Source organism: Gammaproteobacteria bacterium, assembly GCA_013001575.1.
Classification (GTDB): Bacteria; Pseudomonadota; Gammaproteobacteria; order Steroidobacterales; family JABDMI01; genus JABDMI01.
The window spans coordinates 18,215-32,715 of record JABDMI010000034.1 but is presented as its reverse complement, the minus strand read 5'-3'; the positions used below and the strand labels follow the sequence as shown (position 1 = coordinate 32,715).

The 14,501-nt window shown below is 47.5% G+C and carries 15 protein-coding genes and 1 tRNA gene; all 16 read left to right on the top strand.

Translation table 11 applies throughout. The annotated features are described in order from the left end of the window. Window positions 1–1,254, top strand: a 1,254-nt coding sequence (glmM, locus tag HKN88_03135; protein ID NNC97046.1) for a phosphoglucosamine mutase, incomplete at its 5' end; no start/stop codon positions are given. Between the two features lie 177 nt (window positions 1,255–1,431). After that, window positions 1,432–2,223 (top strand): triose-phosphate isomerase, encoded by a 792-nt coding sequence (locus tag HKN88_03130; GenBank protein NNC97045.1) that lies wholly within the window; start codon window positions 1,432–1,434, stop codon window positions 2,221–2,223. A 152-nt stretch (window positions 2,224–2,375) separates the two neighbouring features. Then, window positions 2,376–2,864 (top strand): preprotein translocase subunit SecG, encoded by a 489-nt coding sequence (gene secG, locus HKN88_03125; protein NNC97044.1) that lies wholly within the window; start codon window positions 2,376–2,378, stop codon window positions 2,862–2,864. 29 nt (window positions 2,865–2,893) lie between these two features. Next, window positions 2,894–2,978 (top strand) — tRNA-Leu (locus HKN88_03120). Window positions 2,979–3,029: 51 nt separating this feature from the next. Continuing rightward, window positions 3,030–3,386, top strand: coding sequence for an NADH-quinone oxidoreductase subunit A (locus tag HKN88_03115; protein ID NNC97043.1), 357 nt, complete (start codon window positions 3,030–3,032; stop codon window positions 3,384–3,386). A gap of 48 nt (window positions 3,387–3,434) precedes the next feature. Beyond that, on the top strand, window positions 3,435–3,953 hold the full coding sequence (locus HKN88_03110; protein NNC97042.1) for an NADH-quinone oxidoreductase subunit B: 519 nt from the start codon (window positions 3,435–3,437) through the stop codon (window positions 3,951–3,953). A 9-nt stretch (window positions 3,954–3,962) separates the two neighbouring features. Beyond that, the gene (locus HKN88_03105) at window positions 3,963–4,679 is read left to right on the top strand and encodes an NADH-quinone oxidoreductase subunit C (protein ID NNC97041.1); all 717 of its coding nucleotides are present in this window, start codon (window positions 3,963–3,965) and stop codon (window positions 4,677–4,679) included. Then, window positions 4,676–5,929, top strand: a complete 1,254-nt coding sequence (locus HKN88_03100; GenBank protein NNC97040.1) for an NADH-quinone oxidoreductase subunit D — start codon at window positions 4,676–4,678, stop codon at window positions 5,927–5,929. Before HKN88_03105 ends, HKN88_03100 begins: the two co-directional genes overlap by 4 nt. A gap of 31 nt (window positions 5,930–5,960) precedes the next feature. After that, window positions 5,961–6,467, top strand: a complete 507-nt coding sequence (gene nuoE, locus HKN88_03095; protein NNC97039.1) for an NADH-quinone oxidoreductase subunit NuoE — start codon at window positions 5,961–5,963, stop codon at window positions 6,465–6,467. 1 nt (window position 6,468) lies between these two features. Next, on the top strand, window positions 6,469–7,773 hold the full coding sequence (nuoF, locus tag HKN88_03090) for an NADH-quinone oxidoreductase subunit NuoF (protein ID NNC97038.1): 1,305 nt from the start codon (window positions 6,469–6,471) through the stop codon (window positions 7,771–7,773). A gap of 73 nt (window positions 7,774–7,846) precedes the next feature. After that, entirely contained in the window at window positions 7,847–10,024 is a 2,178-nt protein-coding gene (locus tag HKN88_03085) for an NADH-quinone oxidoreductase subunit G (GenBank protein NNC97037.1), read from the top strand. Between the two features lie 21 nt (window positions 10,025–10,045). Next, window positions 10,046–11,089, top strand: coding sequence for an NADH-quinone oxidoreductase subunit NuoH (gene nuoH / locus HKN88_03080; protein NNC97036.1), 1,044 nt, complete (start codon window positions 10,046–10,048; stop codon window positions 11,087–11,089). 18 nt (window positions 11,090–11,107) lie between these two features. Continuing rightward, a complete protein-coding gene (gene nuoI / locus HKN88_03075) occupies window positions 11,108–11,596 on the top strand; it encodes an NADH-quinone oxidoreductase subunit NuoI (GenBank protein ID NNC97035.1) in 489 nt (162 codons plus the stop codon). A 14-nt stretch (window positions 11,597–11,610) separates the two neighbouring features. Beyond that, window positions 11,611–12,210, top strand: coding sequence for an NADH-quinone oxidoreductase subunit J (locus tag HKN88_03070; protein NNC97034.1), 600 nt, complete (start codon window positions 11,611–11,613; stop codon window positions 12,208–12,210). Then, window positions 12,207–12,512 carry an NADH-quinone oxidoreductase subunit NuoK gene (gene nuoK, locus HKN88_03065; protein NNC97033.1) on the top strand — a complete coding sequence of 102 codons (306 nt, stop codon included), beginning with the start codon at window positions 12,207–12,209 and terminating at the stop codon, window positions 12,510–12,512. Before HKN88_03070 ends, nuoK begins: the two co-directional genes overlap by 4 nt. Before the next feature lie 9 nt (window positions 12,513–12,521). Continuing rightward, window positions 12,522–14,480: an NADH-quinone oxidoreductase subunit L gene (gene nuoL / locus HKN88_03060; GenBank protein ID NNC97032.1), complete on the top strand. Its 1,959-nt coding sequence runs from the start codon at window positions 12,522–12,524 to the stop codon at window positions 14,478–14,480. The last annotated feature ends 21 nt before the right edge of the window (window positions 14,481–14,501 follow it).

Here is a 14,501-nt window from a genome sequence, read left to right as displayed (position 1 = left end):
AAAGTCGGTAATGCCGTCGGGCTTTCATTATTAAACTCGACGGGTTCAGTGGTGATCGGTCGTGATACACGGATATCTGGCGGGGTCATTGAAGCCGCCATATCGGCAGGTTTACAGGCTGCAGGGGTGAATGTGCAACTCGCTGGTATCATGCCGACGCCCGGAGTGGCATTTTTAACACGAAAATACAAAGCCAATCTCGGCATAGTAATCAGTGCATCGCATAATCCATATTACGACAATGGCATTAAGTTTTTTAACGCAGACGGAGGCAAGCTTTCTGCCGAGCAAGAACAACTGATCGAGCAGGCAATAGAAAATGCAATTGTTACTAATCAAGACGATAAGATTGGTCAATCACATGCAATTTTTTCAGCACAGCGCGATTATATGGATTTTGTAAAAGACAGTGTGCCGCGTTTGAATCTTGATGACATGAAAATTGTTCTGGATGCCGGACATGGTGCCACTTATCGAATAGCCCCAATGGTTTTCGAAGAATTACGTGCTCATATTACAATGATTGGTGACACACCTAATGGCTGTAATATTAATAACAAGTGCGGCTCTACCCATACCAAACCCTTGGAAAATGCAGTTAAGTCCAATGAAGCACAAGTGGGATTTGCTTTTGATGGTGACGGGGATCGGCTGGTTGTGGTCGACGAGAAATACGAAACTGTGGATGGAGATGAGATCCTGTTTATTTTGGCAAATCATGCGCATCAACAAGACCCGTTAACCTCGCCAGTGGTGGGTACATCCATGACCAATATGGGTCTTGAGGTTGCATTTAGAGAGTTGGGAATCGAATTTATGCGAGCCAGGGTCGGCGATAAACATGTTCTGAGGCTGATGCACGAACATCAAGGACGCTTTGGGGGCGAAACATCCGGGCACCTAATATGCCTTGACCATGCAACAACCGGGGATGGACTGATCGCTGCATTACAACTTGTTGCAGTTATGCAGTCCACCGGTAAAAGCATCAATGAACTTAAACAAGGCTTTAAGAAATATCCGCAAGTTATTGTAAATATTAATATAAATGATAAAAAACAAGCCGTTGATCACTTCAAAACCCAGTCCGTAATGCGCGAATCACAAAAACAACTGGGCAGCAATGGACGTATAGTCCTCAGACCGTCAGGCACGGAGCCCGTCGTGCGGGTCATGGTGGAAGGCGAGAATCCGGGCCTGGTCACTAAACTGGCCCATGAGATCGGTGACACGCTAAAAGGCTTAAGTCTTTAGAATCAAGCCTGTTTGTTTACTAGCTCGAAAATCTCTAAGTACTTGTTATGCGACTAAATTTCAGGCTCTGATCGCGAACAGTTGATTTATTAACAAGAGCTGCTAACATGCGCGCAAATTTCACAGTAAGCGATCAAAGCCGAGTCGGCAATGACGCTTCTTGGGGCTAATAGCATTATGAGAAAACCACTGGTTGCCGGCAATTGGAAAATGAATGGCTCGTTCGAGTTAACCAATGCATTGATCGGGTCTATCATTGATCAGATCAATTCAGAGGACAACGACGAATCGGGTAATGACGATGCAATTGCAGAACCCAATGTTGATATCCTCGTTTGTCCTCCCTATGTCTATCTGGAAACGGCTGCGCGTGCGCTTGAGAATACTCCCTTGAAACTAGGTGCTCAAAACGTCAGTTCGGAATCACCGGGTGCATTCACCGGGGAAATTTGTGCATTCATGCTCAAAGACCTCACCTGTTCTTACGTGATCGTAGGTCATTCTGAACGCCGTAATCTTTATGCCGAAACAGACACAATTGTGGGTCGTAAATTCAAAGCTGCTGCTGAAGCTGGATTAAATCCAATACTGTGCATTGGTGAGTCTCTGGATGAGCGCGCTGCTGGAAATGCGATCAGTGTCATCAAGCGCCAACTCGATGCCGTAATCGACATTGCAGGCATAAATGCTTTCGCCAAAGCGGTTATTGCGTACGAACCGGTTTGGGCAATAGGCACAGGGAAAACCGCATCTCCCCGGCAGGCCCAGGATATTCATCAGGAGATTCGTCAAATGCTGGCTGAACGAAGTGGTAAAATAGCGGATGATATTCGAATCCTCTATGGAGGAAGCGTAAAACCCGGCAATGCGGAAGAGATTTTTGCCATGCCTGATATCGACGGTGGGCTTATAGGTGGAGCAGCATTGAACGCCGCTGATTTTGTCAAAATTATCGAGTCCGCCGCTTAATAGAATACAGTTTACTTATTCTGTTTAATAGATAAAAACACGATACGCTCAGGGCTGATCAGAACATCAGTTTTACTGGGCGTTTCTTATGTGCTTGAGCAGGAATTGACGATAGATTGAAAACAGTGCAACACACAGGTTAAAAAAATATTATGTCTGAAACTTTACAAACATTTGTAATGGCGGCCCACATCATGTTGGGAATTCTGCTGGTTGCAATTATTCTTATCCAACGTGGTAAGGGTTCGGATGCCGGTATGGCATTTGGTGCCGGAGCCTCAGGTACCGTATTTGGCGCGGCCGGTTCGGGCACTTTCCTGACCAAAACCACCAAGTGGTTATTTATCGGGTTTATATGCACCAGTCTTGCCTTGGCTTATGTTTACAATAATCAAAAGCCGGTAACCAGTATTTTGGATACCGTTGAAGAAGTTCAGGAAGAAGGCGACAGTTTACCTGTGGCTTCACCGTTACCGGGTGATGTGGACCCGGACAATGTCATGAACACACTACCGGAAGTTTCCGGTACAACGGCTGATGGTGCAATTGTCACGGCGCAGCCGGTGGAGACACCTGAAACTGCTGCCGAATCCAGTGAGAGTGAGGTTGAACCGGTTGCGGATGTGCCGGATTCAGAATAAGTGAAAAGATACCCAAAGGTATCAAAAAAGCCGATGTGGTGGAATTGGTAGACACGCTGTCTTGAGGGGGCAGTGGCGCGAGCCGTGCCAGTTCGAGTCTGGCCATCGGCACCATTTTAATTGACGGGTCATTGCACCGGTCTTGTATTGGGGTTTAACTGAAATATGCTGCAAAATTATTTGCCGGTTCTTATATTTCTAGGCATCGCTGCCGGTATCGGCTGTGCCCTGATGATCGTGGGCTTTTTGCTTAGCCCCAAAAAACCCGACGCCGAGAAACTTTCCTCCTATGAGTGTGGGTTTGAAGCTTTTGAAGATTCTCGCATGCAATTTGATGTGCGATATTACCTGGTCGCAATCCTGTTTATTCTTTTTGATCTGGAGATCGCCTTCCTGGTGCCCTGGGCGGTTGCCCTGGATGACATCGGGCCGATCGGTCTTTGGGTCATGATTATTTTTATGGTCGAGTTAATCGTCGGATTCGCCTATCTTTGGAAAAAAGGCGCGCTGGAATGGGATTGATCCCCGCTCCTGAATAAAATGCCCGAATAATTGCCAGAATAATTACTTATGCAAACACTAGAAAACTCACAAATAGTCAAAGATTTTCCGGTTCCGGGCACAGCGGAAAAAACCGGAGTAGTGACTACAAAAATAGACACCCTGATCAACTGGGCGCGTACCGGGTCGATGTGGCCAATGACCTTTGGTCTGGCTTGTTGCGCGGTTGAAATGATGCATGCCGGAGCCTCACGTTACGATCTTGATAGATTTGGTGTGGTTTTTCGACCCAGCCCACGCCAATCCGATGTCATGATCGTGGCGGGAACCCTGGTGAATAAAATGGCGCCGGCTTTGCGAAAAGTGTATGACCAGATGCCAGAACCGCGCTGGGTTATCTCCATGGGTTCTTGTGCGAATGGTGGTGGTTATTATCATTATTCATACGCTGTTGTGCGTGGCTGTGACCGCATAGTCCCGGTGGATGTTTATGTGCCGGGATGTCCACCGACGGCAGAAGCATTGTTGTATGGAATTATCCAGTTGCAGAAAAAAATTAAACGCACAAATACAATCAAGCGAAGTTAAGACCGACTTATGAACAGAGCCACACGCTTACAACAATTACGCACAAACCTGCAGGCGGGTCTGGGTGCAAAGCTTGAATTCGTGAATTCTGTCGCGGATGAGCTGACAATAGAAGTCAGTTTGCCAAACCTGATCAGTGTTCTGACCGAGTTACGTGACAATCCTGCTTTCGCCTTCGATACACTGATCGACCTTTGTGGTGTTGACTATTTAAGTTATGGCGAAAGCGAATGGAAAACCGAATCTGCAACCAGCAGTGGTTTCACACGTGGGGCTGTACGTAACAATATTGAAGCTGAAAACAATGATCTACGCTTTGCCGTGGTCTATCACTTGTTGTCAGTCGAGAAAAACCATCGCCTGAGAGTGCGCGTACGCATTGCCGACGGAGATCCACCAATTGTGCCAAGTTGTCTGGAAGTCTGGGCTTCGGCCAATTGGTATGAACGCGAGGCGTTTGACCTTTACGGCATATTATTTGAAGGTCACCCTGATCTTCGTCGCATCTTGACCGACTATGGTTTTATGGGTCATCCGTTTCGAAAAGATTTCCCGCTTACCGGACACGTTGAAGTGCGTTACGATCCTGAAAAAGGACGTGTTGCCTACGAACCGGTCAGTATTGAACCACGCGTGCTGGTGCCCAAGGTGATCCGACACGACAATCGCTACACAGTTGATTCCACTGAAGAACAACCAAGTGTGCAAGATGGTGCAGAGCAATGAGTGAAATACAAAACTTCACCCTGAACTTCGGTCCACAACACCCTGCAGCACATGGTGTGTTACGACTGGTCCTGGAGATGGATGGCGAAGTGGTGCAAAAGGCCGACCCGCACGTGGGCCTGTTGCATCGGGGCACTGAAAAACTGGCCGAGAGTAAGCCATTTAATCAAAGTATTGGGTACATGGACCGACTCGATTACGTTTCCATGATGTGCAATGAACATGGTTACGTGATGGCTTTGGAAAAATTACTCGAAATCGATGTGCCAATTCGCGCTCAGTATATTCGTGTGATGTTTGACGAGATCACTCGTATTCTTAACCACTTGATGTGGCTGGGTGCGCACGGTCTGGATATCGGCGCCATGACCATGTTTCTGTATTGTTTCCGTGAACGCGAAGACTTGATGGATTGTTATGAAGCGGTCTCGGGTACGCGCATGCACGCAACCTATTACCGTCCGGGTGGAGTCTATCGGGATTTGCCAGACAGCATGCCGCAGTACCAGGCCTCAAAATGGAAAACCCAAAAAGAAGTGGATGTACTTAACGCACAGCGCAGTGGTTCGATGCTCGACTTTATTGAAGATTTCACAAAGCGCTTCCCGGCTTGTGTGGATGAATACGAAACCCTGTTAACCGATAACCGTATCTGGAAACAGCGTACGGTAAATATCGGTGTAGTTACTCCCGAGCGCGCCAAGCAACTAGGCTTTACCGGTGCAATGTTGCGCGGCTCGGGAATTGCCTGGGACTTACGCAAAAAACAACCCTATGAAGTTTATGCAGATCTCGATTTTGACATCCCGATCGGTCTCAATGGCGATTGCTACGATCGTTATTTAGTGCGGGTTGAAGAGTTGCGTCAATCTAACCGCATTATTAAGCAATGCATAGACTGGTTGCGTGCCAATCCGGGCCCGGTGATGAGTGATAACCACAAGGTGGCACCACCGAGTCGTATGGAAATGAAAGACGACATGGAGTCCATGATCCATCACTTTAAACTTTTCACCGAAGGCTATTGTGTTCCGGAGGGTGAAGCCTATGCGGCGGTTGAACATCCTAAAGGCGAGTTTGGTTGTTATGTGATCTCCGATGGCGCAAATAAACCGTTCCGTTTAAAGGTGCGTGCTCCCGGCTTTGCACATCTCAGTGCAATTGATGAGATGGTACGTGGGCACATGCTTGCCGACGTAGTGGCTGTTATTGGAACCCAGGATATTGTATTTGGCGAGGTTGATCGCTAGGCGGTCACGCTTAAACATTAGTAAATTTATTATGTCTGAACATACCGAAAAAAATAGCAATAAATTATCAGCGCACAGTATCGCTGAAATTGAAAAATACGTTGCCAAGTATCCGGCCGACCAGAAACGTTCGGCGGTTCTATCGGCCTTGCAAGTGGCGCAGCATCAAAATCACGGCTACCTGACCAAAGCATTGATGGACGATATTGCCAAACAATTGGATTTACCGCCGGTTCAGGTTTATGAAGTTGCCACATTTTATTCCATGTTTGAAACTAAACCTTGCGGACGATTACACGTTTCGGTGTGTACCAATATTTCTTGCATGTTAATGGGATCGGATAATATTCTGGCGCATGTCGAGAAAAAGCTCGGGATCAAGATGGGCGAGTCCACACCGGACGGCAAGTTCTATTTGAAAAAAGAAGAAGAATGTCTGGCGGCCTGTGCGGGTGGTCCCATGATGATGATCGACCATCATTATTATGAATCCTTAACACCTGAAAAGATTGATGCCATTCTGGACGGAATAGACTGATATGACAGACGTGCAACAAAATTCGGTTTGTTATGAAACGCTACAGTTCGATGAGCCGTGGACTTATGAGAATTATCTCAAAACTGGTGGTTATGAAGCCTGGAAAAAGATCCTGACCGAAAAGATCTCGCCGGAAGACGTGCTTGAAGAAGTCAAGAAATCGGGTCTGCGAGGTCGTGGCGGTGCGGGCTTCCCAACCGGTCTGAAATGGAGTTTTATGCCGCGTAATGCAACGGGGCAAAAATACGTAGTGTGTAACTCTGACGAATCAGAGCCGGGCACTTGCAAAGACCGCGATATTATTCGCTATAACCCGCATTCAATTATTGAAGGCATGGCCATTGGCGCTTACGTGATGGGCTGCACAGCAGGCTATAACTATATTCGTGGCGAGTTTTTAGGGGAGCCGATCCCGCGTTTCGAACAAGCCTTACAAGAAGCGTATGCTCACGGAATGCTGGGAAAAGATATCTTGAATTCCGGCGTGGATTTTGATCTGTATTGCCACATTGGTGCCGGTGCGTACATTTGTGGTGAGGAAACGGCCTTACTTGAGTCACTGGAAGGCAAACAGGGCAAACCGCGTTTCAAGCCGCCATTTCCGGCTAATTACGGTTTGTATGGCAAGCCAACCACAGTAAATAACACCGAAACTTTTGCCTCGGTTCCGGCCATTATCCGTAATGGCGGAGAATGGTTCAAAGCCTTTGGCACAGAAAAATCAGGTGGTACTAAATTATTCTCGGTCAGCGGGCACGTAAACAATCCCGGCAATTTCGAGATCCCTTTGGGCACGCCCTTCACCAAATTACTTGAGCTGGCTGGGGGAGTGACCACTGGTCGCAAGCTTAAAGCGGTCATACCGGGTGGATCTTCGGTGCCGGTAGTCCCAGCTGAGGATATTCTTAAAGCCGATATGGATTACGAATCCCTGCAAGAGGCGGGTTCAATGCTCGGCTCAGGTGCGGTTGTCATTATTGATGACTCTACCTGTATGGTGAATTTACTTAAACGTATTTCACAATTTTACGATGCCGAATCTTGTGGCCAGTGTACCCCGTGTCGCGAAGGTACTGGCTGGTTGCATCGGGTGCTTACAAGACTTGAGAACGGGCAGGGCAAAATGCAAGACATCGACATGTTAGTCGATGTGGCCAACAAAATTGAAGGTCATACGATTTGTGCACTAGGTGATGCTGCCGCCTGGCCGGTGCAAAGTTTCATTAAGCATTTCCGGGAAGAGTTTGAATACCATGTTATACACAAGTGTTGCATGGTAGATACAGCCAGTGATGTAGCCGCCTAACCATAAGTGTTGCATGGTAGACAAAGCCAATGATGTGGCCGCATAAATACGAAACAACTGAACAGAGACAAGCATGAGTGATAACGCAATAAAAATTGAACTGGATGGCAAAACCGTCGAGGCCAGCAAGGGTGAAATGCTCATCCAGGTGGCTGATCGCAATGGTGTGCATATTCCGCGTTTTTGTTATCACGAAAAGCTTTCGGTTGCTGCTAACTGCCGTATGTGTCTGGTAGAACAAGTTGGTGGACGTAAGCCAATGCCAGCGTGTGCAACACCGGTAATGGATGGTATGAAATTCAATACCAGGTCACCTTATGCAATCAAGGCGCAAAAAGCCACCATGGAATTTTTGTTGATCAATCACCCATTGGATTGCCCGATCTGCGATCAGGGCGGCGAGTGTGAATTGCAAGATGTCGCAATTGGTTACGGTGGTGACGAATCCAGATACACCGAGCGCAAGCGTGTGGTAAAAGACAAGAATCTGGGTCCTTTGGTATCAACCGATATGACGCGTTGCATTCATTGCACCCGTTGTGTTCGCTTTGGTGAAGAGGTAGCCGGGATCCAGGAGTTGGGCACTATTGGTCGGGGTGAGTTCACTGAAATTGGTACCTATATCGAGAACAGTGTGGACCATGAATTGTCAGGAAATATTATTGATCTGTGTCCGGTTGGCGCGCTGAACTCAAAACCATTTCGTTTTCAAGCGCGCGGTTGGGAAATGACCCAGCACGAAACGGTCGCGCCACACGATAGTCTGGGCACCAATCTGTTTGCACATGTACGTCGAGGCAAGGCTTTGCGTGTAGTTCCACGCAGCAATGAAGCCATTAATGAAACCTGGGCGTCAGACCGGGATCGTTTTAGTTATAGCGGAATATATTCAGAGCAACGCTTGCAAACGCCTATGCTGAAACGCAACGGTGAATGGCAAGAAGTAGATTGGTCAAGCGCCCTGGAATTTGCCGCAGAAAGAATAAAAGATATTGTTGCTGAGGAGAGCGATCAGTTAGTTACTTTGGCGTCACCACGTTCAACAGTGGAAGAATTATATTTGCTTAACCGTCTGACCCGCGGTTTGGGTTCAAACAATATTGATCATCGCTTATTGCGTCAGGATTTCAGTGATCAACATGCTGATCCATTGGCCATGACCCTGGGTACGTCGATCGCAGACCTGGAACAGCAAAATGTAATTTTTGTGGTGGGTTCCAATGTTCGCGCCGAAGCACCTTTGCTTGCACATCGTTTGCGTAAGGCGAGTCTGAACGGGGCAAAAGTGATGTTCGCCAATCCGGAAGCGTATTTTTATTATTTTGATGTTTATGCACAAATCAACGAGATTGACCTGGTTAATCAAGTCGCCGGCGTAGTTTCTGCCTTACAAAAACTAACCGGCAAAGAATTGGTTGAACTCGAAGGTGTCTCGCCTAATGCTGAACAAGAAAAGATTGCCAAGGCCCTGATCGATGCCGAAAATGCTCATGTGTTTATCGGCTCGCTCGGTCTTAGTCACGCCAATTTTGCCAGTTTACGCAGACTTACAGCCCTAGCTGCACAACTGAGTTCTTCAAGCTTTGGGTATTTAGCACCAGCGGCCAACAGTGTCGGTGCCGAACTGGCCGGTGCTCTACCGCACCGGGATGTTGGTGGTCGTCCAATCAGCAATGCGGGCTTGAATGTGCTGGAAACTTCAGAAGAATCTCGTAAAGCCTATCTCTTATTTGGAATCGAGCCGGAATCTGATGTACAGCGGCCCTATAAGTTGCGTAAGGCCCTGGAAGATGCGGATGTGGTTGTTGCAGTAACCGCCTATGTGACCGAAGCGATGAAGAAGGATGCCGATGTTTTGCTGCCTTTGAGCAGTTATGCCGAAACGGCCGGCACATATGTTAATTGTGAAGGCAAATGGCAAAGTGTGAATGGTTTCGCTTCACCGGTAGGCGATTCGCGTCCGGGTTGGAAAATACTTCGTGTGCTGGGTAACTTATTTGATTTGGGTGGATTTGAGTTCGCTTCGGCTCCTGAAGTATACGAGGCCCTGAAAATTGAACTGGGAGAGATCGAACTGAGTACTAAATTTACGGCTAACAGCAAAATTAATCTCGCCCCGGAAGCATCACACAGTTATCTGGATATGCCAATTTATGCAACTGATCCATTAGTACGACGCGCAACACCCTTGCAAAATTCCCGCGCGGCAAAAGAAGCCGGTAATTTATTTTTTAAACAGGCCATTGTTTGATTTAACAATAAAGACTATTGAATGTTAAGTTTATTTGAAAAAATTGCTGCTGTTTTCCCCGAGTTTTTACAACCGGTGGTCATGACGACCCTTAAAGCAATTATCTTGCTGGTTCCATTGATCTTGTCTGTGGCCATGCTGACCTATTTCGAACGTAAAGTCATCGGCTTTATGCAAAACCGGGTAGGGCCAAATCGCGTTGGGCCACGCGGATTGTTCCAGCCATTTGCCGATGTGATCAAGCTTTTGCTTAAAGAGGTCATTCTGCCAACCAACGCCAACCGCTTTTTATTCTTGATCGCACCATTCATTACATTAGTGACGGCCTTTGGTGCCTGGGCCGTTGTCCCGCTGGATTCAAAATTCTCGATCGCCAATGTTGATGCCAGTTTATTGTACGTTCTCGCGCTCACTTCATTGGGTGTGTACGGCGTAATCCTGGCGGGTTGGGCCACCAATTCCAAGTATGCGTTTTTAGGCGCCATGCGATCCGCCGCACAAATGGTCGCGTATGAGATTGCCATGGGTTTTGCCCTGATCGGCGTGTTAATGGCCGCTGATACCCTGAATCTCGGGAAAATTGTCGAAGCGCAAGCGGGTGGGGTTTTGAATTGGTACTGGTTGTGGTTATTCCCCTTATTTGTGGTGTACTTTATATCGGGGGTGGCTGAAACCAACCGCGCACCCTTTGATGTCGCCGAAGGTGAGTCGGAAATTGTTGCCGGTTTCCATGTGGAGTACTCGGGAATTGCTTTCGCCTTATTCTTTTTGGCCGAATACGCCAACATGATCCTGATCGCTGCACTCACTTCATTATTGTTCCTGGGTGGCTGGTTATCACCATTCGAGGGTGTGCCATACATTGGTGCCGCAGGCATGCATTGGCTGTTTATTAAAATGGCAGTATTTCTGTTCTTGTTCTTATGGTTCCGGGCAACTTTTCCACGTTACCGCTATGACCAGATCATGCGCCTGGGCTGGAAAGTGTTTATTCCGGTCACCTTGGTCTGGATCGCAGTCGAAGGCGTCTTCTTTTATTACAAAGTCGGTCCTTGGGCAGTTTGATTAAGCGAGTTTATTAATATGCCGTCATTGAAAAAATTATACAAAATGTTTTCCATGCAAGAGTTGCGTGCAGGATTGGGTGTGACTTTTCGCAATTACTTCCGCAAAGACGTAACCGTGCAATACCCGGAAGAAAAAACCCCGCAATCACCACGCTTCCGCGGTTTGCACGCTTTGCGTCGCTATCCCAATGGGGAAGAGCGTTGCATTGCCTGCAAATTATGTGAAGCCGTTTGTCCGGCTCTGGCTATCACGATTGAAGCGGAACCGCGTGAGGATGGCACGCGTCGCACCACGGTGTATGACATCGATCTGTTTAAATGTATTTATTGCGGATTTTGTGAAGAAGCCTGTCCGGTTGATGCCATTGTGGAAACTCGTATTCATGAGTATCACATGGAAGAACGTGGCGAGAATATTATGAGTAAAGAACGTTTGCTCGCGGTGGGCGACAAGTACGAAGCCATGATCGCTGCGGATAAAGCGGCAGACGCCGATTACAAATAAGAGACGCTTTGATAATGACTTTTGAATTGCTATTGTTTTATGTATTTGCCACAACCCTGGTAGGTTCCGCACTGGGTGTTATTCTGGCCCGTAACCCGGTGTACTCGGTATTGTTCCTGGTCTTCGCCTTTATCAATTCTGCGTTTCTCTGGATGTTGCTGGAAGCCGAGTTTCTGGCGCTGTTATTGATTGTGGTGTATGTGGGTGCGGTCGCTGTGCTGTTCCTGTTCGTGGTCATGATGATGGACATTAACATCGCGGAAGTTCAACAGGGCTTTACCAAGTACGCACCGGCGGGTGCAATTCTTGGTCTGATCGTGGTCATTGAGATCGGTTTGGTCATGATGTCAGACGAGATCAAAGCCAAGTTTGCTGAGCCGGTGGTGGCCAAGGCAGCAGATTATTCCAATACCGAACATCTCGGGCAAGTGATCTATACCGAATATATTTATCCCTTCGAGTTGGCAGCGATCATTCTGTTGGTGGCGATTGTTGTTGCGGTTACCTTAACCATGCGTAAGCGTCCCGGACTCAAAGTGCAAGACATCAATCAACAAGTTGCCGTGGATGCCAAAGACCGAGTCAAGATCGTGAGCATGGAGGCGGAACAATGATCACCGTTTCCCATTATCTGGTTTTATCCGGCATTCTATTTTGCTTGAGTGTGGCCGGAATTTTTATCAACCGTAAAAATCTGATCTTGCTTTTGATGTGCATTGAATTAATGCTGTTGTCGGTGAATTTTAATTTTGTGGCCTTCTCGCATCACTTGGACGATATCGCCGGACAAATTTTTGTGTTCTTTATTCTAACCGTTGCCGCCGCGGAAGCCGCAATTGGATTGGCTATCCTGGTCGTTTTATTCAGAAATCGACGCACGGTCAATGTTGAATCTCTGGATAGTCTGAAAGGGTAGACCGGCACTATGAAAACACTTCTTTTAACGATTGTGCTCGCACCCCTGTTGGCATCAGCGGTGGCCGGATTGTTTGGCAAGCGTATTGGGCGGGCGGGTGCACATTGGGTCACGATCTTGTCGGTGGCTTTATCCTTTTGTTTGTCGGCTTATGTCTTGCTGCAACTGGTCACAGGATCGATGGATCCGGTGAATATCAATATCTACACCTGGCTGTTCTCCGATTCTGTGCAGATCAATGTGGGCTTTTTGGTGGACAACCTGACGGCCGTGATGATGACGGTGGTCACCTTTGTCTCTCTAATGGTGCACATTTACACCATTGGATACATGCACGAAGACCCGGGCTACCAACGCTTTTTTAGTTACATTTCACTGTTTACCTTTTCAATGTTGATGCTAGTCATGGCCAACAACTTCATCCAGTTGTTTTTCGGCTGGGAAGCGGTTGGTGTGGTCTCGTATTTGTTGATCGGTTTTTGGTACAAGCGCCCAACAGCAATTCATGCCAACCTCAAAGCCTTTTTGGTCAACCGTGTAGGTGACTTTGGTTTCTTGTTAGGTATCGCGGCTGTTTTGTATTTCACCGGCAGTCTGGATTACGCCGAAGTATTTTCACAAACTGAAAGCCTGAGTGCCGCAAGTATCAATGTTTGGGGCACAGCGCAATGGGCAGCCCCCACATTTATTTGTATTTTGCTTTTCATCGGCGCCATGGGTAAATCTGCGCAAGTGCCTTTGCATGTGTGGTTACCCGATTCCATGGAAGGCCCGACACCGATCTCTGCCTTGATCCATGCCGCGACCATGGTTACCGCGGGCATCTTCATGGTTGCACGCATGTCGCCATTGTTTGAGCTGTCTACCACCGCCTTGAGCGTGGTCTTGATCATTGGGGGGATCACCGCCTTGTTCATGGGCTTGTTGGGTATAGTGCAAAACGACATCAAGCGTGTTATTGCCTACTCAACCATTTCGCAACTGGGTTATATGACGGTCGCTTTGGGTGTGTCTGCCTACAGTGCCGCAATCTTCCATCTCATGACGCATGCGTTTTTTAAAGCCCTGTTGTTCCTGGCAGCCGGATCCGTGATAATCGGTATGCATCACGAACAGGACATGCGCAAAATGGGTGGCTTGAAGAAATACATGCCAATTACCTACTGGACCACCTTGGTGGGGTCACTGGCCTTGATCGGTACGCCATTTTTCTCCGGTTTTTATTCCAAAGACGCCATTATTGAAGCGGTACACGCCAGTACGATTCCCGGCCATGGCTTTGCCAATTTTGCGGTACTTGCCGGGGTGTTCATCACGGCGTTTTATACCTTTAGAATGTTTTTCATGGTTTTCCATGGTGAAGAGAAGTTCGACGAACACACGCGCTCCCACTTACACGAGAGCCCGAAAGTGGTTACGGTGCCCTTGGTTTTGTTGGCCATACCGTCATTATTGATCGGTTTCTTTACCATTCAGCCCATGTTATTCGGCGAGTTTTTTGACGGGGCCATTGTTGTTGACCAGTCACGCGATGTGCTCGCAATTCTGGGTGAGAAATTCCATGGTTCTGTGAGTTTTGCCACGCATGCATTACAAACGATGCCTTTCTGGTTTGCGCTTGCCGGTGTTGGAAGTGCGGCATATATCTATTTGAAAGCACCTGAGATCGCAAATAAAGCGGCACAGATCTTCGCATTACCTAAAAAATTGTTTGACAATAAATATTACCTGGATGACCTGAATGAAAAAGTCCTTGCCAAGGGGACTCGCGGTATTGGTCAGCTCTTGTGGAAAGTGGGCGATGAGACTTTGATCGATGGTGCAATGGTGAATGGTTCGGCCAAAAGTGTCGGCTTTATCGCGGGCATTGTGCGCAAAGCCCAAACCGGTTATTTGTATCACTATGCTTTTGCCATGGTGATCGGTCTGGCTCTGTTATTGGCCTGGTATATTTTTCCAAGTCTATAAAATAATTTAATTTAAACAAGA